Below are 24,614 nucleotides of genomic sequence, written 5' to 3'. Positions count from 1 at the left end.
AGACGTCTGTGTTGAAAAAAAGGCTTGTCAATATTTATGTGGTTATGGTACGCACTAAGCAACTTATTTTGTTACACAACGGCGTGTAATGTCAGCGATGATGCTTGTATCGGGGTTGGAAGTTTCAGATTCCCGTTACAGGCTTTTTTTGTTTTTGGGGGATGAAGTGATAGTTGACGCAAGCGAACAGAAGCAACGGGTCATTCAAGAATATGTGCCGGGTAAGCAGGTTACCCTTGCTCATGTGATTGCCAGCCCCCACAAAAGCATTTACATGAAGCTCGGGCTGGACGACGAGGCGGGAGACGCCATCGGGATCCTGACCATTACGCCGAGCGAAGGGGTGATCATTGCCGCAGACATCGCCACCAAGGCTGCCGGGGTTGAGATCGGTTTTCTCGACCGGTTCGGCGGTTCCCTGGTTCTGGTGGGGGATGTGGCCAGCGTGGAGTCGGCCCTGAAAGGGGTCCTTGATTACTTTGACGAGGTGCTGCATTACGCCTCCGTTGAAATGACAAGGTCCTGATCCATGGCAGATGAAACGAAACAGAAAAAGATGATGCTCATCGGGGAGTCCGGGGTGGGGAAGACCACCTTGATTCAGGTGCTCTCCGGCGAAGGCTTTTCATCGAAGAAGACCCAGGCCGTGGAGTTCTGCGGTCGGTTCATTGACACCCCCGGGGAGTTTCTTGAAAACAGGCGTTTTTATCCCGCCCTGATCACCTCATCGGCAGATTGCGATGTGGTGGCCATGGTGCAGGACGCCACGCGGATCAGCAGCCTGTTTCCGCCGCAGTTTTCTTCCATCTTCACCCGAAAGGTCATCGGTATCGTGACCAAGGTAGATGTCGAGGGGTGCAACGTGGAGAGGGCGGAACGATTCCTGGCAAACGCCGGGGTCAAAGAGATTATCCGGTCCAGTTCAAAGACGAACGTCGGCCTTGATAAATTGCAGGAGCTGCTGGCCTGATTTAAGGGCATCTCTTTTTTTTTGAGTTTACGGCAGCACACGAGACACGCAGGAGTTTAGAAAGCATGGGGTACAGAATTGTCATAGCGGATGACGAGCCCATTACACGCATGGACATTCGGGAAATTCTCGAAGGGGCCGGCTACGAAGTGGTGGGTGAAGCGTCCGACGGCTTCGATGCCGTGGAGATGTGCCGCAAGCACAAACCGGATCTGGTGTTGATGGACATCAAAATGCCGCTTTTGGATGGCCTCAAGGCGTCCCGGATGATCCGGGATGAAAGCACCGCAGGGGGGATTCTCCTGTTGACGGCCTACAGCGGCAAAGAGTTTGTGGAGCAGGCCAAGGATGTCGGCGTCATGGGGTATGTGGTTAAGCCCGTGAAAGAAGAGTCCCTGCTGCCCATGGTGGAAATTGCCGTGGCCAAGGGCGCCGAGATCGCCAAGATGGAAAGCGACATGCAGAAGGCCCAGGGCCAGCTCGAAGGCCGCAAGATGGTGGAACGCGCCAAGGGCATCCTGATGAAAACCTACAACATCAGCGAAGATGTCGCTTACAACCGAATCCGTAAGCTGAGCATGGACAAGCGGTGCTCCATGAAGGAGATCGCCAAGGTCATCGTTCTGAACGGTTGACCGGTGGACGGAAATCGATGGGAATTCACATGATCGAAGAACTTTGCCGCAAACACAACGACCTCACCGCCAAGGACATCGCCAAGCTGAAGTCCGTGGCGGAGAACCTCGGCATGATCGCCGACTGCACGGGTGCCGATATCTTTATCGACTGCATCACGCGCGACCCGGACGAGGCCGTGGTGGTGGCCCAGGCCAAGCCCAACAGCCAGGAGTCCCTCTACAAAGGCTCGGTTGTGGGGGAGCTTGCCTACCGCAGCAAGGAACCCGCGGTCTTAAGGACCATGGATGTGGGGATGCCCACCTCCGACATGTGGGCCGTGACCCAGGAGAACAAGAACGTCCGCCAGAACGTCTCGCCCATCAAGAACGACGAAGGCCGCGTCATCGGGGTGCTTATTGCGGAAAAGGACATCACCGATCATGTGAAGACCAAGAACAACATTTCGGTCCTCTCCCGCACCACCGAGCAGCTCATGGAAGCCCTGATGACGTCGCGTCACCGGGATCACAACCTGCCGTACCACGACAGCGACGGCATCGTGATGTTCAACGAAACCGGGATCTCCACCTACGTCAACCCCGTTGCCGAGACCATCTATCGGAAGCTGGGGTATCTGGACAAGCTGGAAGGGATCCATTTTTCCAACATGGCCCTGGACCAGGTGGTCTTTCAGGATGTCCTTGAAAAAAGGCAGCTGAGCCACAATGAGGTCAAGGTTGGCAGCCTGGTGTTGAACCTGAAGTATGCTGTTATGAAGAGCCGGGATTTCAAGGTTTCCGGTGTGGTGATGCTGATGAGGGATGAGACGGACGCCAAAGCCAAGGAAAAGGAGCTGATCCTTAAATCCGTGGCCATCCGGGAGATTCACCACCGGGTGAAAAACAACCTGCAGACCATCGCAAGTTTGCTTCGGCTGCAATCCCGCCGGGTGGACAACGTCTCGGCAAAGACCGCTTTCAGCGAGAGCATCAGCCGCGTGCTGAGCATCGCGGCCACCCACGAGATCCTCGCCCAGAACGGCGTGGATGACGTGGACCTCCTTACCATGCTCCAGCGCATCAAGAGCAGTATCGTGGACTACTCGGTGGTGGGCGGCAAGGAGGTGCGGATCCTTATTCAGGGGGACACCTTCATGTGCAACTCCGACACGGCAACCTCCATCGCCCTGGTGGCCAACGAGGTGATCCAGAACAGCCTGAAGCACGCCTTCAAGGGCCGGGAAAAGGGGTCTATCTGTGTGGAGATCTGCAAGGCGTCCACCTACGGAAACATCATCATCACCGATGACGGGGTGGGTTTTGACCTGGGCCAGGTCCGGGAAGGGGCCCTTGGGACACGGATCGTCAACAGCATTGTGAAAGACAAGCTCCACGGGACCCTCACCACGGAATCGGGTGAGGGGGGAACCAAGGTGCTCTTTGATTTTCCCCTGGATGAGGCCACCAGCCAGGAACGACCGGAGTATCCCTCGATTCCGCAAACCAGCTGAACATAAACGGGGCCGGTAAGACCGGCACAACCCGACGAGCATACAAGTTGAAGCCTCCACAATGGGGTGGGGGCGCCTTAAAGGCGATGAAGCCTGGAGAACCCGCGGATGTGGTGCGGAGATCTTCAGGCTTTTTTTGTTTCAGGACCGCAGGAACGGGTCAGTATCGTAGAAAAGGACGGAGTTTATTCATGAAAGAGAGCATCTTAAGCGTCGGTATCGACATCGGTACCTCCACCACACAGTTGGTTTTCAGCCGGATTACCATTGAAAATACAGCCTCCATGATATCCGTCCCCCGTATCACCATTGCCGACAAAGAGGTGGTCTACAGAAGTGATATCCACTTTACCCCCCTGAAGTCAAACACCGAAATCGATGGGGAGAAGGTGCGCCTCATCGTCAAGCACGAGTATGAAAAGGCCGGGGTCGTCCCCGAGCAGGTCCAGACCGGAGCCGTCATCATCACCGGAGAGACCGCCCGTAAAGAGAACGCCGCCGAGGTTCAAAAAGCCCTCTCCCATTTTGCCGGAGAGTTTGTGGTGGCCACGGCAGGGCCTGCCCTTGAGGGCATCATCGCAGGCAAGGGGGCCAACGCCTCGGGTGAATCCAAGAAGCGGGGGGCCGTGGTGGCCAACCTCGATATCGGCGGGGGTACCACCAACATCGCCGTCTTCGACAACGGGGAGGTCATCGACACCAGCTGCCTGGACATCGGCGGTCGGCTCATCAAGGTGGACGGCGGTAAGATCGCCTACATCTCCGAGAAGATGCAAAAACTTGCAGAGGCCAACCATGTGCCCATTGCCGTGGGACAGCCCGTGGACCGCGGCTTTCTCACCAAGATCGTCATCCGCATGAGCGAACTCCTGGAAGAGGTGGTGGGCATCCGGCCCCCCACGGACGATCTGGCCCTCATCTGCACGGACAAGGACCTGCGCCGGGACTACACCATCGATTACGTGACCATCTCAGGGGGCGTGGCCGACTGCCTGAAAGACGAGATCACCTGCGACTCCTTTTTATACGGGGACATCGGCCTTCTGCTGGGCCAGGCCATCGCGCACTCTCTCATCGGCAAAAAGATCCCCGTGCTTATCCCGGCCGAGACCATCGGCGCCACGGTGGTGGGGGCCGGTTCCCATACCACGGATATCAGCGGAAGCACCATCTCTGTGAGCTGTTCCACCCTTCCCATCCAGAACATCCCGGTGCTGAAGCTTTCACGTGAGGACGAGGCCCTTCCCTTCGAGTCCTGGGGCGCGATCATCCGGGACAAGGTGGCCTGGTTCAGGCTCCAGGAAGGGGAGAAGCAGATGCCCGCCCTGGCCTTCAAAGGCCCCAGGGACATCGGGTTCCAGGAGATCCACTGCCTTGCCGAGAGCATCTTGGAAGGCATGGACGCGGTGCTTCAGGAGGAGGCTCCCCTCACCGTGGTGGTGGAAAACGACCTGGCCAAGGCCCTGGGCCAGACCCTCCAGGTGAAGCTGGGGGACCGCAAGGAAGTGATTTGCATCGATACGGTGAAGGTGGAAAACGGAGACTACATCGACATCGGTCGCAAGCTTGCCGGGGGCAACGTGGTCCCCGTCATCGTCAAGACACTGTTGTTCAGCTACTAACACGGCGACGCAACCCACAGGAATCATCCGGAGGCGGTGAGCCCTATGCCGGGCAAACCGCCCCGTCAAACGAGACAAGGAGGGCGATAGAAGAGACGAGACAGAGCGGACGGTTTTATTGATGAAGTCGACGAGATGATTTTTTCAAGAATACTGTTTTTCAAGGAGGCGTTATGTCAGGCAAGAGTGCTGTAAAAGTTCAAGACGATTATTACGCGCAGAGGGAATTGAAAAAAGGAGCGGCCGGTTGGGTCCTTCTCTCCTTTCTGGGCGTCGCGTACGTAATTTCCGGTGACTTCGCCGGGTGGAACTTTGGTATCGAAAAAGCAGGGTGGGGCGGTCTTCTCATCGCCACGGTCCTCATGGCGGTCATGTACACCAGCATGGTTCTCTCCGAGGCCGAGCTGGCAACCATCATGCCCTCTGCGGGCGGTGGGTCTGAGTTTGCCAAGCGGGCCTTCGGTCCCCTGGGCGGCTACATCACAGGCACGGCCATTCTTTTGGAATACGCCATCGCCCCTGCGGCCATTGCATGTTTCATTGCCGGGTACTGCGGCTCGCTCTTCGGAGCCGGAGGCTCTCTTCTTGGGATGGTCCCCGAGGCCATGCAGGGAGGGGTCTCCATGCTGCTGGGCGGCACCTGGATGACCAAGGCCCTTTTTTACGGCATTTTTGTGGGTGTGCACCTTTACGGTGTGGGCGAGGCCCTGACCCTGATCATGGTGGTCACCGTCATCGCCGTGGCAGCCCTTGTGGCCTTCATCGTCTCGATGATCCCCCATTTCAACATGGCCAACCTCTTTGACATGAAGCCCGCTGCCGATGTGGCAGGTGCCACCACCTTTCTGCCCAACGGCTGGCTCGGTGTGTGGGCGGCGCTTCCCTTCGGGATGTGGTTCTTCCTCGGCGTGGAAGGGGTGCCCCTGGCAGCTGAAGAGTGCGAGGATCCCACCAAGGATATGCCGAAAGCCATTATCGTCTCCATGACCACGCTTCTGATCTTTGCCGCCCTGATTCTCTTTTTCGGGCCCGGCGGCTCCTCGGCTTTCCTGATCCGTGACGCGGCAGACCCCCTCATCGGGGCCATCCAGTCTCCCAACGCGTACGGCGGGCCGACCTTTGTCAGCCGCATGATCAACGTGGTGGGCTTGGCCGGGCTTGTGGCCAGCTTCTTCTCGCTCATCTACGGCGCGTCCCGGCAGTTTTTTGCCATGAGCCGTGCGGGCATGCTGCCCACGTTTTTGTCCCTCACCGGGACGCGCAAGACCCCGTATGTCTCGCTCATCGTCATCGGGTCCATCGGCTTTGCCCTTTCCCTTGTGGTGGACGGCGACAGCCTGCTGGTGGTGGCGGTGTTCGGTGCCTCCATCTCCTACATCATGATGACGGCATCCCACTATGTGCTGCGCGTCAAGGAACCCGATCTCTACCGTCCCTACAGAACCCCGGGCGGCAGGATCACCTCCGGCGTCAGCACGGTCCTCGGCTGTTTCGCTTTTGTGGCCTGCTACCTGGCCAACGCCAAGATGACCATGATCGCAGCCCTCGTCTTCGTGCTGCTGATCATCTACTACCTGGTCTACAGTCGGCACCACCTCATCGACTACGACCCGTCCGAAGACGATTTGAACTAGGTTTTACATCATCGGTCGGCCCTGGTTTGTCACAGCCGGGGCCGACCGATGAAGCAACATATGATGACATGGCGCCCCTGCCCCAGGCGGGGGCGCCCAAAGCGGATTCCCTTACAAAGGCGTTCGGGAGAAGTGCACCACGGTGGAAGGACGGACCCATGTCCGCGCCTCCGCCGAGCTCGGAAGGAGCGCACGCGTTCGACTCAATGGCGACTCGACACGCAGGCGACCCGCAGCATCACAAGATGCGCCGGGCTGATGAAGCGCCATGCAGCGCAGGTGTTTTGCCGTTTCTGCGTCATGTAAGGGAACAGGCCGACCTTGAACGGGTGGGGCCTGCAAACTCCAATTTGCCCGATGACTTTGGCCGCATTACCGGAAGAGGTGTGTGCCTTGTTTCCTTACTCCAACGAAACACCCTGCTCATGGGAGACTTCCATGTCCGTCAGGCATGATCCCGCACTCTGTGCACTCGTCATTGGTTGAGGCGTGCGCAGGAAATAAAGACGCAGCGTTTTACTCTACTTAAGATAAGGACGTACACATGAGATTGAAAACAACCCTTTTCGGGGCCGTCTATGAGTTCAAGGATCTCTATGATGTCATGGCCAAGGCCAATGAGGAGAAGTCCGGTGACCGCCTTGCCGGCCTTGCCGCTGCTTCCGTCACGGAGATGGTCGCCGCCAAAGAGGTCCTGAGCAATATCACCCTGGCAGATATCCGAAACAATCCCGCGGTGCCCTACGAAGAGGACGAAGTTACCCGGATCATCCAGGACGACCTCAACGAGAAGATCTACGGCGCCATGAAAAACTGGACCGTGGCCGAGCTTCGCGAGTGGATCCTTGCAAGCGAGACCACCGGTGCTGACCTGCTCCGTGCCTCCCGCGGCCTGACCTCTGAGATGATCTCGGCCGTCACCAAGCTCATGAGCAACATGGACCTGGTATACGGCGCCAAGAAGATCACCGTCACCGCCAAGTGCAACACCACCATCGGTATGCCCGGCACCCTGGCCTGGCGCCTTCAGCCCAACCACACCACCGACGATCCCGACGGAATCCGCATCTCCACCCTGGAGGGCCTCTCCTACGGTTCCGGTGACGCGGTGATTGGCCTGAACCCGGTGAACGACACCACGGATTCCTGCCTGAACATCCTCACCATGTTCCGCGAGATCATGGATGAGTATGAGATCCCCACCCAGAACTGCGTGCTGGCACACGTCACCACCCAGATGGACGCCATCCGTAAAGGCGCCCCCTGCGACATGATCTTCCAGTCCATCGCAGGCTCCCAGAAGGGCAACGAAGACTTCGGTGTCTCCGCCGCGCTTCTCTCCGAAGCCCACGACCTGATGCTGAAAGAGGGCACCTCCGTAGGTCCCAACGTCATGTACTTTGAAACCGGCCAGGGCTCCGAGCTCTCCTCCGACGCCCACCACGGCGTGGACCAGCTCACCATGGAAGCCCGTTGCTACGGTTTTGCACGTCACTACAACCCCTTCATGGTCAACACCGTGGTCGGGTTCATCGGTCCCGAGTACCTCTACGACGCCAAGCAGGTGACCCGTGCAGGCCTTGAAGACCACTTCATGGGCAAGCTCTCCGGCATCTCCATGGGTGTGGACGCCTGCTACACCAACCACATGAAGGCCGACCAGAACGACATCGAAAACCTCGGCATGCTCCTCTGCGCAGCGGGCGTGAACTACCTCATCTCCGTACCCCAGGGCGACGATATCATGCTTATGTATCAGTGCCCCGGCTACCACGAGACCCCCGCCCTGCGTGAGATTATGGGCCTGCGTCCTGTTCCCGAGTTCGAAGCCTGGCTCGAGAAGATGGGCCTCATGGAAAACGGTAAAATGACCCGCCGCGCAGGCGACGCGTCCCTTTTCATTCGATAGCAGGGAGGATCGACGTGATTTCAGAAAACACACTTAAAAATATCATCGCCGAGGTGCTGACCACCATGGACAGCGCTGATGCGGCTCCGGCTGCTTCAGACGAGCCTCGTGCCGCAGCCTCCTGCGAAGTGGGCGAGGACCTGGCCGCTGTCGACCTTCGCAAGCAGCTTCTGGTTCCCGAGCCCAACAACCGCGAGGCCTACCTCAAGATGAAGGCCACCACCCCGGCCCGTATCGGGATCTGGCGCACAGGGGCCCGGTACCTCACCGGAAGCTCGCTTCGCTTCCGCGCCGACCACGCCGTGGCCCAGGACGCGGTCTTCAACAACGTCTGCTCCGAGTTCATCAAGGACTGGGGCCTGCTGGAGCTGAAAACCCAGTGTGCCGACAAAGACGAGTACCTCACCCGTCCGGACCTGGGGCGCAAGCTCGATGACGAGAGCATCGCCAAGGCCAAGGCCGAGTGCAAGATGAACCCCACGGTTCAGTTTGTGGTCATCGACGGCCTGAGCTCCACCGCCATCGAGACCAACGCCAAGGACACCATGGCAGCGGCCCTCCAGGGCCTGAAGAACCTCGGCATCGAAGCGGGAACGCCCTTTTTCGTCCGATACGCCCGCGTGCCCTCCATGGACAGCGCCTCCGAAGTGACCCAGCCCCAGGTAACCGTCGCCCTCGTTGGCGAGCGTCCTGGCCTGGCCACCGGCGAGTCCATGAGCGCCTACATGGTGTACCAGTGCCGCGAAGGGATCTCCGAATCCAAGCGCACCATTATCTCCAACATCCACAAGGGCGGGACCCCCGCCGTTGAGGCCGGTGCACAGATTGCGGATATCGTTAAAAAGATGCTCGAGCAGAAAGCAAGCGGCATCGATCTTCAAATTTAGGAAGACCAAGGAGACACGAACACATGAAAGGTGATGCACTTCGCACGACCGTTTTGAGCGTCAAGATGATCCCCAACGTGGATTCGGACATGATCAAACGCCTGGAGCTCCCCGAGGGGCACCGAAGCATCGGCATGATCACCACCGACTGCGATGACGTGGGATACACCGCCATTGATGAAGCCACCAAAAAGGCCGACGTCAAGGTGGCTTACGCCAAGAGTTTTTATGGTGGGGCCGATAACGCCAGCACCAAGCTCGCCGGTGAATTCATCGGTATCCTCTCCGGGCCCAACCCGGCCGAGGTCAAGAGCGGTGTCAACGCGGCCATCGAGTTCATCGAAAACGACGCCTGTTTCTACAGCGCCAACGATGACGACTCCATCCCCTATTACGCCCACTGCGTTTCCCGCACCGGCTCTTTTCTGTCCGACCTGGGCGGCATCCCCGAAGGCGAGGCCATGGCGTATCTCATCGCCCCTCCCATCGAGGCGATCTACGCCCTGGATGCGGCCCTGAAGGCAGCCGACGTGGAGATGGTGGAATTTTTCGGTCCCCCTTCAGAGACCAACTTCGGCGGGGGCCTGCTCACCGGGAGCCAGTCTGCCTGCAAGGCAGCCTGTGACGCCTTTGCCGACGCCGTGATCCATGTGGCCGACAATCCCCTGAAATACTAATCACGGGAGGTCCTTATGAACGGCAAGGCATTAGGAATCATTGAGACCGTGGGACTCGTTCCCGCCGTGGAGGCCGGTGACGTGGCGGTGAAGACCGCCGATGTCACCATCATGGGCTCCCAGGCGGTGGGCGGGGGCCTGGTCTCCATCCTGATGAAAGGCGATGTGTCCGCCGTCAAGGCATCTGTTGATGCCGGCAGCACGGCGGCTGCCCGCCTGGGTGAGGTTCTCTCCGTGACCGTCATCGCCCGGACCGCCGAAGGCCTTGAAGGCATCTTGATCGAAGAGGGAAAACGCCCCAAGTGTGTTCCCGAGCCCAAGGCCCCCTGCAATGCCCCGTCTGAGCCCACCGCCCGCCCTGGGGCGGAGCCAGGCGACGGCCCTGTCCAGGTTGCCGAGCCTGTCCGGGAAGCTTCCGAGGCGAAGGAAGCGGCACCGGCTCCCGATGCGGACGATGCACCGGGATTCGACATGGCGGACCTGAAAAAAATGAAAGTGACCAAACTGAGGCGCCTCGCCCGGCAGCTTCCCTCCTTTTCCATTGCGAGGGGGGAGATCAAGTATGCCAAGAAGAAAGATCTTCTTGAGGCGTTTGTGCAATACATGAAGACATTAGAGAAGTAAGAGAGGACGTGAAGATGGTAGATAAGGATTTGCTCTCAATTCAGGAAACTCGAGCCCTGGTCCGTGCGGCACGCGCTGCACAGCCCACGCTCCCCCAGGCTGGTCAGGAGCGTGTGGACGCTCTGATTGAGGCCATTGCCAAGGTGGGCTCCGAGATGGCTGAAGAGCTGGCCAAGATGGCCAGCGAAGAGACCGGCTACGGCAAGTGGCAGGACAAGAAACAGAAGAACATCCTCGCTTCCGAAAAACTGGTCAGCTACTACCGAGGCACCAAAACCATCGGTATCATCAACGAGGACAAGGAGAAGAAGATCGTTGAAATTGCCGCTCCCATGGGCGTCATCGCCGGTCTCATTCCCTCCACCAACCCCACGAGCACCACGCTCTACAAGTCCATCATCGCCCTGATGAGCGGGAACGGCATCGTGTTTTCCCCTCACCCCACCGCGGTGAAGTGTATCTCGGCCACCGTGAACATGATCCGCGGCGTCCTCAAGGCCATGGACTTCCCCGAGGACCTCGTGGGCGTCATCAGCGTTCCCACCATGCAGGGCACCGATGAGCTCATGAAGATCACCGACATGATCCTGGCCACCGGCGGCAACGCCATGGTCAAGGCGGCTTACAGCTCCGGTACCCCCGCCCTGGGCGTGGGCTCCGGCAACGTGCCCGCCTTCATCGAGCGCAGCGCCGATGTGGACGTGGCCGTGCAGAAGATCCTCTCCTCCAAGACCTTTGACAACGGCACCGTGTGCGCCTCCGAGCAGTCCATCGTCACCGAAGCCTGCATCGCCGACAAGGTCAAGGCCAGCGTCATCGCCCAGGGCGGTTTCTTCCTGGAAGGGGAGAATCTCGTCAAGGTCAAGGCCGTCATGGAGCGTGCCAACGGTTCCATGAACCCCGCCATCGTAGGTCGCTGCGCAGCGGACATTGCAAAGGTTGCAGGTATCGACATCCCCGCAGGCACCACCATGCTGCTCTGCGACGAGCCCGGTGTGGGACCCAAATTCCCCTTCTCCAAGGAGAAGCTCACCGCTCTGCTCGGTTTCTACGTGGTCAACGACTGGCAGGAAGCCTGCGAGCTCTGCTTCAAGCTCCTCCAGAACGGCGGCATGGGTCACTCCATCGGCATCCACTCCAACAACGAGACCGTGATCCGTGAGTTCGCCCTGAAAAAGCCCGTTTCCCGTTGCCTGGTCAACACCCCCACCACCCAGGGCGCCGTGGGCATCTCCACCAACATGGCTCCTTCCCTTACCCTCGGGTGCGGGACCGTGGGCGGCAGCGCCACCTCCGAGAACGTTGGACCCCAGCAGCTCTTCAACATCCGTCGCATGGCTTACGGCCTGGACGACGCAGCCACCACCAGCTGCTCTGCCCCTGCTGAAAGCATCGACGTGCAGGCGGTGACCAACATGATCATGGAGCAGCTCAAGAAGATGAGCGGCACCGTTTAATTACGGCGTGACACACCCCTTGCGGGGTTTTTGAAACCTGCCGCTTCCGGCCGGTTTCCCAAGGACGCTGGCAAGCAAATTGCTTTGCTCAGTGGCAGGTTTTTAAAACGAACGATTTTCATATGATAACACGAGGAGAAAACAACATGAGTTCACAGAACGCTCTTGGAATGATCGAAACCCGAGGTCTTGTAGGCGCAGTAGAAGCAGCAGATGCCATGGTAAAGGCTGCCAACGTTACCCTCATCGGCCGCAGCCAGGTGGGTGCCGGTCTCGTCACCGTCATGGTTCGTGGTGACGTGGGCGCTGTCAAGGCAGCCACCGACGCCGGTGCCGCAGCCGCCGACCGCGTGGGCGAGCTCATCAGCGTACACGTCATTCCCCGTCCCCACGGCGAGGTTGAACTGATCCTTCCCAAGATCGAAGGATAATAAGCCATGAAAGTCATATCGGAATCCTATCTGAGAGATCTCTTCAGAAAGGACGTTCCTGAGACTTTCAGGCTGGAGGAGGGTCAGATCCTGACCCCCTCCGCATCCCAGCTTCTCGGTGAGAAGGGGGTCAAGGTCGTCAGGGGCGCTGAAGAGCCAAGCCCTTCACAGCCCGGGGCCGCCCCGAAGAAAACAGAGGCGGAAGGGAAGACAGAAGAACCCAAAGCGGCCGGTCCCCGATACGTATCGGCCGTGGACGGCGGTCAGTTCGAGACAAAGCCCGAGCACATGACCCAGCTCACGGGCAACCGGCTGGTCCCCAAGGACCACCCCCGGATTGTCTTCAGGGGTCGCCTCGACACCTGCCAGGGGGAGATTCTCCTGCTGCAGGCCAAAGCCCATGATGCCGGGAAAAAGGCATTGGTGGAGGATCTCGCAGAGCTCCTCGAGTGGACCCGCGACATCATGCGTCGCGATGTCCTGGACACCCCCATCCCGGACAAGCCCATCATCGGCTTGACCGATGCGGAACTCCGGGCCCACTCCCACAACCCGAAAAAATACTTCGGGGTAGGGCACCTGCTCCCTTCATACGACATGGGGGAGATGATTCTGAGGCTCAACCGCCTGCGAGCCCAGATTCGGGAAATGGAAGTATCGGCCGTCAGTGCGCTGAAAGAGACCTTTCACCTGGACAAGCCCGATGTGGTCCAGGCACTGAACCGAATGAGCAGCGCCGTTTACATCATGATGCTCAAAGACAAAGGCGGCATGTACACGTAGGAGATCAGATGGAACAGACAATCGTAGAAGATATTATCAAGAAGGTCATGGCCCAGGTGGGCAGCACCGGTACCCAGGGGGCCCCCGCAGCCGGGGACGCCATTCCGGTGGAGCTCTCCGGTCGCCATGTCCATCTGTGTGAAGAGGACGTCAAAGAGCTGTTCGGCGGATCCCTGACCCATGTCAAGGAGCTTTCACAGCCGGGACAGTACCTCTGCAAGGAGCGGGTTCGTCTCATCGGGCCCAGCGGTGTCATCGACAACGTGGCCGTCCTGGGACCCGCCCGCTCCAAGAGCCAGGTGGAGCTCTCCCTCACCGACGCTCGTATCCTCGGGATCAAGGCCCCGGTTCGCCAGTCCGGCGACGTGGCCGGCACCCCGGGCATTGTCCTCACCTCCGGCACCGGCCTTGCCGGGTTGGACGAGGGCGTGATCGTGGCTGCCCGTCATATCCACATGTCCCCTGCGGACGCGGCCCGTTTCGGCGTGTCCGACAACCAGAAGGTGGATGTCCATATGGACGGAAGCCGTCCGGCCGTGTTCAAGGATGTCATCGTTCGGGTGAACAAGGATTTTCGCCTGGCCATGCACATCGACTTTGATGAAGCCAACAGCTGCGGCCTGGGCAAAAATGCCACCGGCCGTATCGTGGGCGTAACCCAGGAGGCGTAACCTTGGACTTTTCATCCGTTGATCGGACCATTGCCGATCTTGAAACGTGTCTCAAAACCACTCGGGAGGTGTCTCCCACCGAAGAGCTCCTGGTGGGGGTGGACTTAGGTACCGCCTTCATCGTGCTGGTCGTCATGAACAGCAAAAAAGAGCCCGTGGCCTGTGCCATGGAGTTTGCCCAGGTCATCAAAGACGGCCTGGTGGTGGACTACATCGGCGCCATGACGGTGGTGAAACGCCTGAAAGCCCAGCTGGAGGAACGCCTCGGACGGGAACTGGAGAGGGCGGCCATTGCCGTGCCCCCCGGTACCGGTGAGTCCGATTGCAAGACCCACGGCTATGTGGTGGAAGGCGCGGGGATGGAAGTGACCAACCTGCTGGACGAGCCCACGGCGGCCAACGCCGTCCTGGGGGTCGAAGACGGTGTCATCGTGGACATCGGCGGCGGAACCACCGGCCTCTCCATCCTGGAGAAGGGCAAGGTGGTCTACGTAGCCGATGAAGCCACGGGCGGAACCCATCTCTCCCTGGTCCTCTCCGGTGCTTACAAAGTGAGCTTCGAAGAGGCCGAGGAGATCAAACGGGATTACGGACGGCACAAGGAGATCTTTGCCGCGGTCCGTCCCGTGATCCAGAAGATGGCCACCATCGTGAAGGGGCACATCAAGGGGCGGAACATAAAATCCGTTTACCTTGTGGGCGGCACCTGCTGCCTCACCGGCATGGAGACCGTGTTCGAAAAAGAACTCGGGATCCCGGTACACAAACCGGCCAACCCCTTTCTCGTGACCCCCATGGGCATTGCCCTGAGCTCCGTGAGCACGGGCGAACAGGAGACAGACCATGGATGTTGAAGCACTGGTGAAAGCCATTACCGTCGAAGTTCTCAAGCAGATCGGCGGGGGGGACGAAGCCTCCAGGGTGCTCATCATCGGGGACAGAAGCTGCCCCAAATGCCAGGCCGCTGAAAAGCGTCTGGGCAAGGGGAACACCTTTCTCTACCCGGATGAGGATCCCGGGCCCAACGAGCCCGTCAGGCGCATCGTGCCTTACCTCTCCATCCGCCACATGGCGGACATGGCCGCAGGACGGGCCGAAGGACCGCTCATGGAGCTGGCCTTCCGCGCCCTTCTGGCCGGTCAGACCGTGGAGGTGGTGGAGTTTGAATACAAACGCCATGCCGACACCGCCCCGGAAGGCCTCATGAGGCTCTTCGAGGGCCAGGAAGCTGCCCTTGCCGGATACGGCCTTGTGGCCATGGATGTGACAAAGCGCGACACCGTCCGGATCAGGAAACCCCTGGTGACGGACGCGGATGTGGCCGAGGCAGGGCAGCGGGGTGCCAAGGAACTTAGGCTCCCCGCCGACGCCCAGGTCACTCCCCTGGCAGTGGAGAGCGCCAAAGAACTCGGCATCACCCTTTCCCGGGGATAACAACGGAGAGGCCATGACCACCCGGCCTTTCCATCAGCATACGAGGCGACCAGGATGATAATTGGCAAAGTGATCGGCAATGTGTGGGCCACAAGAAAGGAAGAGGGCCTGAGCGGCATGAAACTCATGGTGGTCAGGCGGCTGGACGCCTGCACCAACGAAGAACTCGACACCCTTGTGGCCGTCGATTTCATCGGTGCGGGCATCGGCGAGAGGGTTCTCGTGGCCACGGGCAGCTCGGCGCGTAACGCCGGGGCCATTACCGATGCACCTGTGGACGCCACCATCGTCGGGATCATCGATGAGGTCGAGGTCCAGGAAGGACTTTAGGACATGGATTCCCTGGGACTCATAGAAAGCCGGAGTATCGCCGCAGGCGCTGTCCTTGCCGACATCATGGTCAAGGCTGCCGAGGTGACCCTCCTCAAGGCCGGGACCATCTGCTCCGGCCGGTACCTGATCCATGTGGGCGGTGACCGCCAGGCTGTGGACACCTCGGTGAAAGCAGCCAAAGCAGCCGGTTACTCCCTTGCGGGGAGCTACACCATCGGAGGCGTCTCCCGGGAGGTCCTCGATGCCCTGAAGCACAGCCCCGTCGTTACCCACTGCGGCGCCATCGGCGTGGTGGAGTGCCGCACCGCCTCTTCGGGCGTGGTGGCTGCCGATCAGGCCGTCAAGCGGTCCACGGCCTGTCTGGCGCGGATCGTCACGGGCAACGGCATCAACGGCAAGTCGTATTTTGTGATGACAGGTGATGTGGCCTCCGTGGAAGAGTCGGTTGCGGCGGCAAGAGAGACCCTTGGAAAAGACCTTGTGGAGGCGGTGGTGATGCCGTCGCCCGACTCCTCGGTCGTCAATGCGTTGGTGAGGCGCCCGTAGCCATTTTGCGGGGGCCTTGCACAAATAACGAGGTGAATTATGGCAAAGAGACTTGTGAGTGAAAAGGGTGTGGAGGAGATCATCGTGGACGGTACCGTCTACATGGACGGCTCCATGATCCTGACTCCCGGCGCCAAAGATGTTTTACGCAACAAAGGCGTCACCATCGTCTACGGCCCCAGGCCCGAGACGTGTGAAGAAGACCGGCTTGCAGCCATGGTCGCCGACCTGCTCAAAAAAGAGTACGGCATCACCGACGATGCCCAGGTCAAGGCGGTGTGCTGCAAGGTGGTCGAGGCAATCAAGAACAACGCTTAGGTGTTGAGGGCGTGATGCCCGAGACAGGGCACCTTGGGCACGTGGGTGCACAGGGTGCGGAAACGCCTTCGGGCAGACAACCCAATCTATACATAAGAGGAGAGAATAATGAAAGCACTTGGAATGGTTGAAACCAAAGGTCTTGTGGGAGCCATCGAAGCAGCGGACGCCATGGTCAAAGCAGCCAACGTCGAGCTGGTGGGTCGTGAGCAGGTAGGCTCCGGCCTTGTTACTGCCATGGTCCGCGGGGACGTAGGCGCCGTCAAGGCCGCCACCGACGCCGGTGCCGCAGCTGCTGATCGTGTGGGCGAGCTCGTGAGTGTTCACGTGATTCCCCGTCCCCACTCTGAGGTGGAGCTGATCCTCCCCCAGAAGCGCGAAGCATAGGGATGTGTGCCGGCGGCCCCTTTCGGGGTGCCGCCGGCAGCCCTCGCGTGCCCGGGCAAGGGGAGGACCTGCCGGTTGTCCCTTTCCCCAGTCACGCGATGGCAGAGACGCCATGTACTGCCATCTTGAATGCATGCCAACCGAAAGTGGACGGATGTCCGCTTTGTATGAACCGACGCGGCGGGAGGCGGCATGACCCGTGACCTTGGCCATGAGCGCATGGAAGGTCACCGGCCGTTGTCATCACCCCGAACCATCGCACCGGAAAAGGAGTTTCACATGGGTATCAATGAAAAAGTCCTTGAAGAGCTGATTAGAAAAGTGGTTTCCGAGCAGCTGGGCGGCGCCAAGTCCCCGGCCTTTACCAAAGTCGTGGACGAGAAGAGCGGCGTCCTCTGCGTGAAGACCGATACCGTCAAGCCCGAGCCCTTTGACACGGGCAAGGCCGGAGACAAAGTCTTTCTCACCGACATCGTGACCCTGGACGAGAGCCCCCGCCTCGGCTGCGGCATTATGGAGATGGAGACCACCTCCTTTGACTGGACCCTCAAGTATGACGAGGTGGACTACATCATCGACGGTACCCTGGAGATCGTCATCGACGGCCGCAAGGTAGTGGGCAACAAAGGGGACATCATCTTCATCCCCAAAAACACCTCCATCGCCTTCAGCGTTCCCGAGTCCGCACGATTCATGTACGTCACCTATCCCGCCGACTGGGAATCTCAGTAACCGGAGGGCGCAGCCTTGACTCAATTTAACGGACGCACCCAGATCTGCTACGGCGAGAACGCCATCAACGCCCTTGAGAAACTTGAGGGCAGGCACGCCTTTATCGTCACCGACGCCTTCATGGTGAAGATCGGCTTTGCCGACCGCATCATCAGTGGCCTGGAGCGCGCCAACATCACCAGCTGCGTGTACGACAAGGTGGAGCCCGATCCCTCCCTGGAGACCGTGCGTGAGGGCACGGTCAAACTCCTGGCCGACGGCGCGGACATGATCATCGCCTTAGGGGGCGGCTCCTCCATCGACGCGGCCAAGGCCATCATGTACTTCGCCTATAAGGCGGACCCGGCCAAGGGCAAGCCCCAGCTGGTGGTGATTCCCACCACCAGCGGCACCGGCTCCGAGGTAACGGCGGTCACCGTGGTCACCGACACCGAGCAGCAGATGAAGATCCCCCTCATGGATCCTCTGCTGGTCCCGGACATGGCCGTGCTGGACGCCCGGTTCACCCGGTCGGTACCCCCGTCGGTCACAGCCACCACGGGCATGGACGTGCTCACCCACGCCGTGGAGGCCTTTGTCTCCACCCCGGCCAACGCCTTCACCGATCTGTACGCGGTGCACGCCATCAAGTACGTGTTCCGTTACCTGCTGCGCTGCTACCGCAACGGGGACGACATGGAGGCGCGGCAGAACATGCTCCTGGCCTCGTGCATGGCGGGCATGGCCTTTAACAACAGCGGCCTGGGCGTGGCCCACAGCATCGCCCATACCTTAGGGGACTGTTCCACATCCCCCACGGCAAGGCCAACGCCGTGCTGCTCCCATACGTCATCCGCTTCAACAGCTTTGACGTCCGGGACCGCTACCGCACCATCGCCAAGAAACTCGAACTCCCCTGCGAGACCGTGGAGCAGGGCAACGAGAGCCTCATTGAGGCGGTGCGCTGGCTCAACAGCCAGATGGGCATCCCCAACCGCATCCGGGACCTGGGCATCGACGAGAACGAGTTCCAGACCTCCCTTGAAACCATGGCCCGCCATGCCATGGAGGATGCCTGCACGCCCACCAACCCGAGGCGCCCCTCCCTGAGGGACATCCGGCAGTTGCTGCGCAAAGCGTACTAACAAAAATGGAATGTCATATGAGAGATCAGATTGTAGAGAAGGTAAAGAACGCCGGCGTGGTAGGCGCTGGTGGCGCCGGGTTCCCGACGCATGTGAAGATCAACGCGACGGTGGACACGGTCCTTGTGAACGGCGCCTCCTGCGAGCCCCTTCTGATGAGCGATCCCTACATCATGGAGCATGAGCTCGATATCATGATCGAGGGATTGAACGCGGTGCTGGACGCCACAGGCGCCTCCCGCGGGGTCATCTGCATCAAGGGCAAGCACGCCAAGGCCCTTCAGACCATCAAGGACGCTGTGGCCAAGGACACCACCGGACGCCTGGAAGCCTTTGAGCTGAAGGATTTCTATCCGGCAGGCGACGAGCAGGTCCTGGTCCGTGAGGTCACCGGCCGCACCGTGCCCGAAGCGGGGATTCCCCTTCAGGTGGGCGTGGTGGTGAGCAACACCGAGTCCCTGTACAACATCGCCAACGCCATGAAGGATATTCCCCTTACCGAGCGCTACGTTACCGTCACCGGTGAGGTGGGCCGCGACATGGTGGTAAAGGTGCCCGTGGGCACCATCGTCTCCGACCTCCTGGAGTTTGCGGGCGGTTCCAAAATTTCCGACTACCGCGTGGTGGACGGCGGGCCCATGATGGGCCGCGTCCTGCCCGACACGGATCAGCCCGTCACCAAGGTGACCAGCGGCCTCATCGTCCTGGACCCCGAGCACAACGTGGTCAAGGGCAAGGTCATGGATCCCGCGGCCATCAAGCGCATCACCGGGACAGTCTGCTGCCAGTGTACCCACTGCACCGAGCTCTGCCCCCGAAACCTTCTGGGCCACTCCATCCATCCCCACAAGCTCATGCGCTCCCTGTCGGCCCTGGTTCAGGACCCCCAGGCCCGCATGGAAGCGCTCCTCTGCTGTGAGTGCGGCATCTGCGAGAAGTTTGCCTGCCCCATGGGCATCTCCCCCCGGGAGGTGAACATGCTCATCAAAAAAGAGCTGATGAAAGAGGGGATCCGCTGGCCCGCCACCGGAGAGGAGCCCGTGAACAACCCCATGCGCGACGTGCGCTACGTGCCCACCAAGCGGCTGATGCAGCGCCTGGACGTGCTGAAGTACGACACCCATCCCGGCATGCCCGAAGAGCGTTTCGTGCCTGAGCGCGTGGCCATTCCCCTTGCCCAGCACATCGGCGCCCCGGCGCAGTGCCTGGTTAAAGAGGGTGACCGCGTGGCCAAAGGCGACCTCATCGGCGAGATCCCGGAAGGGGCCCTTGGGGCACGCATCCACGCCAGCATCGACGGCGTGGTCACCTCCGTCGAGGGCGGTGTGGTGAGGATTTCCAGAGGGTAGGGTGCACCGTGTGCACCGCCATAGATCCGCAGCAAAAAAACGACACGTCACGCCCGAGCGCTCGGCGTCGTGAAGAACAATGAGGTAAATGTATGAACTACAGAACAATCGGTGTTGTCGAGCTGAACAGCATCGCCCTGGGCATTGAGACCGCAGACGAAATGAGCAAGGCCGCCACCGTGGACCTGGTGATGGCACGCCCCACCTGTCCCGGACGGTACCTGGTGATGGTGGCCGGGGACACCGGCTCCGTCAAGAGCTCCGTGGCTGCGGGCCGTGAGATGGGAGGGGACCTGGTCATCGACTGGTTCGTCATCCCCAGCGTCCATCCCACAGTGCTTCCCGCCCTGTCCGGTGCCACCATCGTGCCCCGCATCAACGCCCTGGGGGTCATCGAGACCTACACCGTGGCCGCCTGTATCCTGGCCGCCGACGCCGCAGCCAAATCCGGCCAGGTGGATCTCATCGAGATCCGCTTCGCCGCTGGCCTTGCCGGCAAGTCCTTTGTCACCATGACCGGTGACGTGGGCTCAGTGAAGGCCTCTGTGGCTGCCGGTGTGGAAGGCGTGGGAAACTCCGGTCCCGTCTACAACCACGTGGTCATTCCTTCACCCAGCGACGATTTGAAAGCCCAGCTGATGTAAGGCCCGGCCCAGATATGCGCGGACCGGTCTCTTCCCTGAACCGGTCCGCCTCACGGGGGGACTCATACGCCTCCCCCCGTGAACCTGAGCCCCGATGCCTGCAGTGGTATCGGGGCTCAGGTTCACGGCAATACCAAGACTCTTTGAAAAAACGAACGCTGATTCTGATGTGCATGCGGCCGTATCCGACGGGTGCATGCCTGCTGTTATATTCAATCGTAAAGGAGTTCGACGTATGATGTTCAAGAAACACATGGCATGGATGGTGGGGACACTGTTCGTGTGCGGATCACTGCTCACCGGTTGCGGCGTCAAGGCCGATGTGAAGACTGCCCCTGCAAAGCCCGTGGTCAAGCTGGATGAAGGTCACTGGAATCCGGCGGTCAAGGCAAAACTGGAAACCCTCATCGCCGAAGGGGCCTTCCAGGGAAAGAAAGCTGTTTTCGATTTTGACAACACCACCATCTGCCGGGACATCGGCGAGGCCACCTTTGCCGCCATGGTGGAGGCCGGTCAGCTGACCTTGGACGGGATCTCCCGGGACATCACCCCCTCCTTTGTCCTTGGGGACAAGAAGGTCTCCCTTGAGACCGTGAAAAACCTTCCCGAGTTCTACGAAGATTTTCTCTCCGCCACCAAGCACCAGAAAGGCGAAAAGACTCCCTATTCCAACAGCTACGCCTGGGTGGTCCAGATCCTGGCCGGCATGACCCCCGACCAGATCCTCCCTTACAGCGAAAAAGCCTTCGGCAATAATGTCGCCAAGCAGGATTCCGGAGCTGCCGACCTCAAAGAGACCAAGATCAACGGCTACCGCATGCCCTTCTTCTATCCCGAGATGGTGGACCTCTACGGCAACCTCCTGAAAAACGGGTACGAGGTTTACGTCTGCTCTGCGTCCAACGTCTGGACCGTGCGCTGGATGGTGGCCGCCAACCTCAACAAGCTTCTTGAAGCCAAGTTCGGTAAAGGGGTGGCCATTGCCCCGGACCATGTCATCGGCGTCAACGTGCTTCTGAAGGACAAGCGTGACGGCAAGCTCTACAAGGACCGTCTCCTTGTGAAGAACAACCCGAAATACGCTGCCCTGGACCGTGACGAGCTTTCCAACTACGAGCTCACCACCCAGGTGGTCTACCCCATCACCGGGTACTTCGGCAAGGTGGCCAACATCATCAAGTATGTCACCAAAGAACGCCCCTACCTCATCGGCGGGGACAGCTCCAACGACCTGCCCATGCTGGACCGCGCAGAGAACCGCCTCTGGATCACCCGTCTTGAAAAAATGGGGTACCAGAAGGGGCTCGTTGAGCAGATGGGAGACTCCCTTCCCGGCAACTGGATGATCCAGCCTGTCCTCTACAAAAAATCCCCCGGGTTTGTCTCCACCCGCGCGGATCTGGACGCGCGCCTGGCACCCAAACCCTCCGCCATTGAAAAGACGGCGAAGGTGGCAGGCTTCCTCGAAGAGAACGGCGCACTGAAGGCATTCTAAAGTGCGCTGAAAAAAAGAGATAAACATGGCCCGGGGTGCCTCCCGGGCCATGGGTGTTGGATACAATCCGAAGGTCCGCTGTCACAGGCCGGGCCTTCGGCATCACATAAGGGACCCTGCATTCGGGGACCCGGTGAAGGGCGCGTCAACGGGGACGGGCCTGCCAATCAGTCACTTAATGGAGGAGTGCGTGTGAATTTACGAAGCCAGATCGGTGAGAAGGTCTTTACCTTCTCATCGGTCCGAGATGTTCTGGCAAAAGCAAACAACGAGAAGTCCGGCGACGCCCTGGCCGGCATATCGGCAGAGTCCGCCACCGAGCGCGTGGCCGCCAAGCTCTGCCTGGCCAACCTGCAGCTTAAAGACATCTATGAAAACCCGGTGATCCCCTACGATGACGACGAGGTGACCCGGACCATCTACGACGGCCTGAACACCACCATCTACGAAAAGATCAAGAACTGGAGCGTGGCCGAGCTCCGGGAGACCATTCTCAAGACCCGCCGCCAGGGGGATCTGCTCCACATCAGCCGGGGCCTCACCAGCGAGATGATCGCCGCCGCGGCCAAGCTCATGTCCACCATGGACCTTGTCTACGCCAGCAAGAAGATCAAGGTCTCCGCCCACTGCCACACCACCATCGGCCTTCCCGGCACCCTGTCGTTCCGCTGCCAGCCCAACCACCCCACAGACGCCATTGAAGGGATCCTCGCCTCCCTGAAGGAGGGCCTCTCCTTCGGATGCGGCGACGCCTGCTTCGGCGTGAACCCCGTGGAAGACAACGTGGAAGGCTTTTCCCGGGTCATGCGGGCCATCACCGATTTCAGGGACCTCTACGAGGTGCCCACCCAGTGTGTTGTCCTGGCCCACGTGACCACCCAGATGCAGGCCATGGAGAAAGGCGTGCCCGTGGATCTCCTGTTCCAGAGCATCGCTGGGTCCCAGAGCGCCAACGACGCCTTCGGTATCTCCGTCTCCATGCTGGACGAGGCCCGGGACCTGGCCCTGCACAGGGGCTCCTCCACCGGCCCCAACGTCATGTACTTCGAGACCGGCCAGGGCTCGGAGATCTCCCTGGACTGCCACCACGGCGTGGACGAGATGACCCTGGAGGCCCGTACTTACGGATTGGCCAGGCGTTACGCCCCCTTCATGCTCAACAACGTCTCCGGCTTCATCGGCCCTGAGACCATCTACACGGGCAAAGAGGTGATCCGGGCCGACCTGGAAGATCTTTTCATGGGCAAGATGCACGGCCTGCCCATGGGCATCGCCCCCTGCTACACCAACCACATGAAAGCCGACCAGGACGATCAGGAGATCGGCACCATGCTTTGCGCCATGGCCGGGGCCAACTTTTTCATGGGGGTCTCCGGAGGAGACGACTGCATGCTCAACTATCAGGACACCAGCTTCCACGACGATGCGTCCGCCCGGGAGATTTTGGGCCTCAGGCCCGCGCCGGAGTTTGAAACCTGGCTGGAAAGCCGGGGCATCATGGAAGAGGGTTGCCTCACCGAGGCGGCCGGTGACCCGTCCATTTTCGATAAATAAGGAGAGCAGGCACCATGAACGAGAAAGCACTGATTGAAGGTATCATCAAAAAGCTGGTGGAAGAGGGGGCCCTGGCGTCAGCCGAGGGGCCTGCCGCCGGCACCGATGCGGCCCGAGCCGAATCGCCCGTGACCCTGCCTCCCCTGGACGAGGTGACGGTGGACAATCCCCACAACATGGCGGCCCTTGAGGCCATGCGAAAGACCACCCCCGCCCGCATCCTCATGGGACGGTGCGGAGCACGCCAGAAGACCCATTCCCTTCTCCATTTTCAGGCCGATCATGCCGCTGCCGTGGATGCCGTGTTTATGGATGTTTCAGAGGATTGCCTGGCCGAGAATCGCCTTTTCGGGGTCCAGACCGTGGTCAGGGACAAGGATGAGTTCCTCATGAAGCCTGAGCTGGGCAAGAGGCTCAGCGAGGAGGCGAAAAAGACCATCCTCGACACATGCGAGAAGGGCTGCAACGTGCAGATTATCGTGGTGGACGGCTTAAGCTCCACGGCCATCGAGGCCAACATCGCCGATACCCTTCCGGCCATGGTCCAGGGCCTGAAAGCCGAGGGCCTCTCCGTGGGGACGCCCTTTTTTGTGAAGTACGGACGGGTGGGCGTCATGGACGACGTGGGTGCCCTGCTGGGCTGCGATGTGGTGGTGGAGCTCATCGGAGAGCGCCCGGGTCTTATCACCGCCGAGTCCATGAGCTCTTACATGGTGTACAAGGCCGGGAAAGAGACCGTGGAAGCCGACCGCACCATTGTTTCCAATATCCACAAAGGGGGCACGCCCCCGGCAGAGGCCGGGGCTCACATGGCCACCGTGGTCAAGCAGATGCTTTCCCACAAAGCCAGCGGCGTGGCCCTTTCCGAAGCCATGAAAGGCAAGGGCCTGTAGGTTACGGGTGTT

At 60.1% G+C, this 24,614-nt stretch carries 26 protein-coding genes and 1 pseudogene; all 27 read left to right on the top strand.

Going from position 1 to position 24,614, the window contains the following annotated elements; genetic code table 11:
• The first annotated feature begins 166 nt into the window (after positions 1-166).
• The 27 genes and pseudogenes from ACOYW0_RS00450 (at position 167) to eutC (ACOYW0_RS00320) (ending at position 24,602) form a co-directional block, all read left to right on the top strand.
• Complete coding sequence (locus tag ACOYW0_RS00450; RefSeq protein ID WP_281374493.1) at positions 167-526, top strand: BMC domain-containing protein; 360 nt, start codon at positions 167-169, stop codon at positions 524-526.
• Positions 527-529: 3 nt separating this feature from the next.
• The gene (locus ACOYW0_RS00445; protein ID WP_482416636.1) at positions 530-970 is read left to right on the top strand and encodes a EutP/PduV family microcompartment system protein; all 441 of its coding nucleotides are present in this window, start codon (positions 530-532) and stop codon (positions 968-970) included.
• Between the two features lie 65 nt (positions 971-1,035).
• Positions 1,036-1,605, top strand: a complete 570-nt coding sequence (locus ACOYW0_RS00440; RefSeq protein WP_482416635.1) for an ANTAR domain-containing response regulator — start codon at positions 1,036-1,038, stop codon at positions 1,603-1,605.
• A gap of 29 nt (positions 1,606-1,634) precedes the next feature.
• On the top strand, positions 1,635-3,098 hold the full coding sequence (locus ACOYW0_RS00435; RefSeq protein WP_482416634.1) for a sensor histidine kinase: 1,464 nt from the start codon (positions 1,635-1,637) through the stop codon (positions 3,096-3,098).
• Between the two features lie 191 nt (positions 3,099-3,289).
• Positions 3,290-4,720 carry an ethanolamine ammonia-lyase reactivating factor EutA gene (eutA, locus tag ACOYW0_RS00430; RefSeq protein ID WP_482416633.1) on the top strand — a complete coding sequence of 477 codons (1,431 nt, stop codon included), beginning with the start codon at positions 3,290-3,292 and terminating at the stop codon, positions 4,718-4,720.
• A 173-nt stretch (positions 4,721-4,893) separates the two neighbouring features.
• Positions 4,894-6,354: an ethanolamine permease gene (eat, locus tag ACOYW0_RS00425; RefSeq protein WP_482416632.1), complete on the top strand. Its 1,461-nt coding sequence runs from the start codon at positions 4,894-4,896 to the stop codon at positions 6,352-6,354.
• A gap of 544 nt (positions 6,355-6,898) precedes the next feature.
• Complete coding sequence (locus ACOYW0_RS00420) at positions 6,899-8,263, top strand: ethanolamine ammonia-lyase subunit EutB (RefSeq protein ID WP_180141115.1); 1,365 nt, start codon at positions 6,899-6,901, stop codon at positions 8,261-8,263.
• Between the two features lie 14 nt (positions 8,264-8,277).
• Positions 8,278-9,150, top strand: coding sequence for an ethanolamine ammonia-lyase subunit EutC (eutC, locus tag ACOYW0_RS00415; RefSeq protein WP_482416631.1), 873 nt, complete (start codon positions 8,278-8,280; stop codon positions 9,148-9,150).
• Positions 9,151-9,173: 23 nt separating this feature from the next.
• Entirely contained in the window at positions 9,174-9,827 is a 654-nt protein-coding gene (gene eutL / locus ACOYW0_RS00410) for an ethanolamine utilization microcompartment protein EutL (RefSeq protein WP_092210414.1), read from the top strand.
• A gap of 15 nt (positions 9,828-9,842) precedes the next feature.
• Entirely contained in the window at positions 9,843-10,451 is a 609-nt protein-coding gene (locus tag ACOYW0_RS00405) for a BMC domain-containing protein (RefSeq protein ID WP_180141119.1), read from the top strand.
• Between the two features lie 14 nt (positions 10,452-10,465).
• Positions 10,466-11,908: an acetaldehyde dehydrogenase (acetylating) gene (locus ACOYW0_RS00400; protein WP_180141121.1), complete on the top strand. Its 1,443-nt coding sequence runs from the start codon at positions 10,466-10,468 to the stop codon at positions 11,906-11,908.
• 146 nt (positions 11,909-12,054) lie between these two features.
• Positions 12,055-12,339 carry an ethanolamine utilization microcompartment protein EutM gene (gene eutM, locus ACOYW0_RS00395; RefSeq protein ID WP_092210417.1) on the top strand — a complete coding sequence of 95 codons (285 nt, stop codon included), beginning with the start codon at positions 12,055-12,057 and terminating at the stop codon, positions 12,337-12,339.
• Positions 12,340-12,345: 6 nt separating this feature from the next.
• Positions 12,346-13,122 (top strand): hypothetical protein, encoded by a 777-nt coding sequence (locus tag ACOYW0_RS00390; protein ID WP_180141123.1) that lies wholly within the window; start codon positions 12,346-12,348, stop codon positions 13,120-13,122.
• 8 nt (positions 13,123-13,130) lie between these two features.
• Entirely contained in the window at positions 13,131-13,793 is a 663-nt protein-coding gene (locus tag ACOYW0_RS00385) for a phosphate propanoyltransferase (RefSeq protein ID WP_482416630.1), read from the top strand.
• Positions 13,794-13,795: 2 nt separating this feature from the next.
• The gene (gene eutJ, locus ACOYW0_RS00380) at positions 13,796-14,647 is read left to right on the top strand and encodes an ethanolamine utilization protein EutJ (protein ID WP_180141128.1); all 852 of its coding nucleotides are present in this window, start codon (positions 13,796-13,798) and stop codon (positions 14,645-14,647) included.
• Positions 14,637-15,227, top strand: coding sequence for a hypothetical protein (locus tag ACOYW0_RS00375; RefSeq protein ID WP_180141130.1), 591 nt, complete (start codon positions 14,637-14,639; stop codon positions 15,225-15,227). The genes eutJ and ACOYW0_RS00375 overlap by 11 nt, the downstream gene beginning before the upstream one ends.
• A gap of 54 nt (positions 15,228-15,281) precedes the next feature.
• Positions 15,282-15,557 carry a EutN/CcmL family microcompartment protein gene (locus ACOYW0_RS00370; protein ID WP_180141132.1) on the top strand — a complete coding sequence of 92 codons (276 nt, stop codon included), beginning with the start codon at positions 15,282-15,284 and terminating at the stop codon, positions 15,555-15,557.
• A 3-nt stretch (positions 15,558-15,560) separates the two neighbouring features.
• Positions 15,561-16,106: a BMC domain-containing protein gene (locus ACOYW0_RS00365; protein ID WP_180141134.1), complete on the top strand. Its 546-nt coding sequence runs from the start codon at positions 15,561-15,563 to the stop codon at positions 16,104-16,106.
• Between the two features lie 39 nt (positions 16,107-16,145).
• Entirely contained in the window at positions 16,146-16,424 is a 279-nt protein-coding gene (locus ACOYW0_RS00360) for a hypothetical protein (RefSeq protein ID WP_482416629.1), read from the top strand.
• Positions 16,425-16,532: 108 nt separating this feature from the next.
• Positions 16,533-16,811 (top strand): ethanolamine utilization microcompartment protein EutM, encoded by a 279-nt coding sequence (gene eutM / locus ACOYW0_RS00355; protein WP_152004558.1) that lies wholly within the window; start codon positions 16,533-16,535, stop codon positions 16,809-16,811.
• Positions 16,812-17,003: 192 nt separating this feature from the next.
• Positions 17,004-17,543 (top strand): cupin domain-containing protein, encoded by a 540-nt coding sequence (locus ACOYW0_RS00350; protein ID WP_218951026.1) that lies wholly within the window; start codon positions 17,004-17,006, stop codon positions 17,541-17,543.
• 15 nt (positions 17,544-17,558) lie between these two features.
• A pseudogene (locus tag ACOYW0_RS00345) lies at positions 17,559-18,667 on the top strand (1-propanol dehydrogenase PduQ).
• Positions 18,668-18,684: 17 nt separating this feature from the next.
• Positions 18,685-20,016, top strand: coding sequence for a 4Fe-4S dicluster domain-containing protein (locus tag ACOYW0_RS00340; protein ID WP_180141140.1), 1,332 nt, complete (start codon positions 18,685-18,687; stop codon positions 20,014-20,016).
• Positions 20,017-20,108: 92 nt separating this feature from the next.
• Positions 20,109-20,660 carry a BMC domain-containing protein gene (locus tag ACOYW0_RS00335; RefSeq protein WP_482416628.1) on the top strand — a complete coding sequence of 184 codons (552 nt, stop codon included), beginning with the start codon at positions 20,109-20,111 and terminating at the stop codon, positions 20,658-20,660.
• Between the two features lie 235 nt (positions 20,661-20,895).
• A complete protein-coding gene (locus ACOYW0_RS00330; protein WP_482416627.1) occupies positions 20,896-22,155 on the top strand; it encodes an HAD family hydrolase in 1,260 nt (419 codons plus the stop codon).
• Positions 22,156-22,347: 192 nt separating this feature from the next.
• Positions 22,348-23,709, top strand: a complete 1,362-nt coding sequence (locus tag ACOYW0_RS00325; protein ID WP_482416626.1) for an ethanolamine ammonia-lyase subunit EutB — start codon at positions 22,348-22,350, stop codon at positions 23,707-23,709.
• 14 nt (positions 23,710-23,723) lie between these two features.
• Positions 23,724-24,602: an ethanolamine ammonia-lyase subunit EutC gene (gene eutC / locus ACOYW0_RS00320; protein WP_482416625.1), complete on the top strand. Its 879-nt coding sequence runs from the start codon at positions 23,724-23,726 to the stop codon at positions 24,600-24,602.
• Positions 24,603-24,614 lie beyond the last annotated feature (12 nt).

The sequence above is a fragment of the Desulfoluna sp. HI9BLuna genome (assembly GCF_056829775.1).
This window is presented reverse-complemented; position numbering and strand designations above follow the sequence as displayed.

Bases quoted from the DNA above. Each gene is read 5' to 3' on its own strand.
- ACOYW0_RS00420 (WP_180141115.1), top strand. From the start codon at position 6,899: ATGAGATTGAAAACAACCCTTTTCGGGGCCGTCTATGAGTTCAAGGAT.
- ACOYW0_RS00385 (WP_482416630.1), top strand. From the start codon at position 13,131: ATGGAACAGACAATCGTAGAAGATATTATCAAGAAGGTCATGGCCCAG.
- ACOYW0_RS00400 (WP_180141121.1), top strand. From the start codon at position 10,466: ATGGTAGATAAGGATTTGCTCTCAATTCAGGAAACTCGAGCCCTGGTC.
- eutM (WP_092210417.1), top strand. From the start codon at position 12,055: ATGAGTTCACAGAACGCTCTTGGAATGATCGAAACCCGAGGTCTTGTA.
- ACOYW0_RS00335 (WP_482416628.1), top strand. From the start codon at position 20,109: ATGAACTACAGAACAATCGGTGTTGTCGAGCTGAACAGCATCGCCCTG.
- eat (WP_482416632.1), top strand. From the start codon at position 4,894: ATGTCAGGCAAGAGTGCTGTAAAAGTTCAAGACGATTATTACGCGCAG.
- eutM (WP_152004558.1), top strand. From the start codon at position 16,533: ATGAAAGCACTTGGAATGGTTGAAACCAAAGGTCTTGTGGGAGCCATC.
- eutC (WP_482416625.1), top strand. From the start codon at position 23,724: ATGAACGAGAAAGCACTGATTGAAGGTATCATCAAAAAGCTGGTGGAA.
- ACOYW0_RS00440 (WP_482416635.1), top strand. From the start codon at position 1,036: ATGGGGTACAGAATTGTCATAGCGGATGACGAGCCCATTACACGCATG.
- eutA (WP_482416633.1), top strand. From the start codon at position 3,290: ATGAAAGAGAGCATCTTAAGCGTCGGTATCGACATCGGTACCTCCACC.
- ACOYW0_RS00350 (WP_218951026.1), top strand. From the start codon at position 17,004: ATGACCCGTGACCTTGGCCATGAGCGCATGGAAGGTCACCGGCCGTTG.
- ACOYW0_RS00365 (WP_180141134.1), top strand. From the start codon at position 15,561: ATGGATTCCCTGGGACTCATAGAAAGCCGGAGTATCGCCGCAGGCGCT.
- ACOYW0_RS00435 (WP_482416634.1), top strand. From the start codon at position 1,635: ATGATCGAAGAACTTTGCCGCAAACACAACGACCTCACCGCCAAGGAC.
- ACOYW0_RS00360 (WP_482416629.1), top strand. From the start codon at position 16,146: ATGGCAAAGAGACTTGTGAGTGAAAAGGGTGTGGAGGAGATCATCGTG.
- ACOYW0_RS00390 (WP_180141123.1), top strand. From the start codon at position 12,346: ATGAAAGTCATATCGGAATCCTATCTGAGAGATCTCTTCAGAAAGGAC.
- ACOYW0_RS00340 (WP_180141140.1), top strand. From the start codon at position 18,685: ATGAGAGATCAGATTGTAGAGAAGGTAAAGAACGCCGGCGTGGTAGGC.
- ACOYW0_RS00330 (WP_482416627.1), top strand. From the start codon at position 20,896: ATGATGTTCAAGAAACACATGGCATGGATGGTGGGGACACTGTTCGTG.
- ACOYW0_RS00370 (WP_180141132.1), top strand. From the start codon at position 15,282: ATGATAATTGGCAAAGTGATCGGCAATGTGTGGGCCACAAGAAAGGAA.
- ACOYW0_RS00445 (WP_482416636.1), top strand. From the start codon at position 530: ATGGCAGATGAAACGAAACAGAAAAAGATGATGCTCATCGGGGAGTCC.
- ACOYW0_RS00405 (WP_180141119.1), top strand. From the start codon at position 9,843: ATGAACGGCAAGGCATTAGGAATCATTGAGACCGTGGGACTCGTTCCC.
- eutL (WP_092210414.1), top strand. From the start codon at position 9,174: ATGAAAGGTGATGCACTTCGCACGACCGTTTTGAGCGTCAAGATGATC.
- ACOYW0_RS00375 (WP_180141130.1), top strand. From the start codon at position 14,637: ATGGATGTTGAAGCACTGGTGAAAGCCATTACCGTCGAAGTTCTCAAG.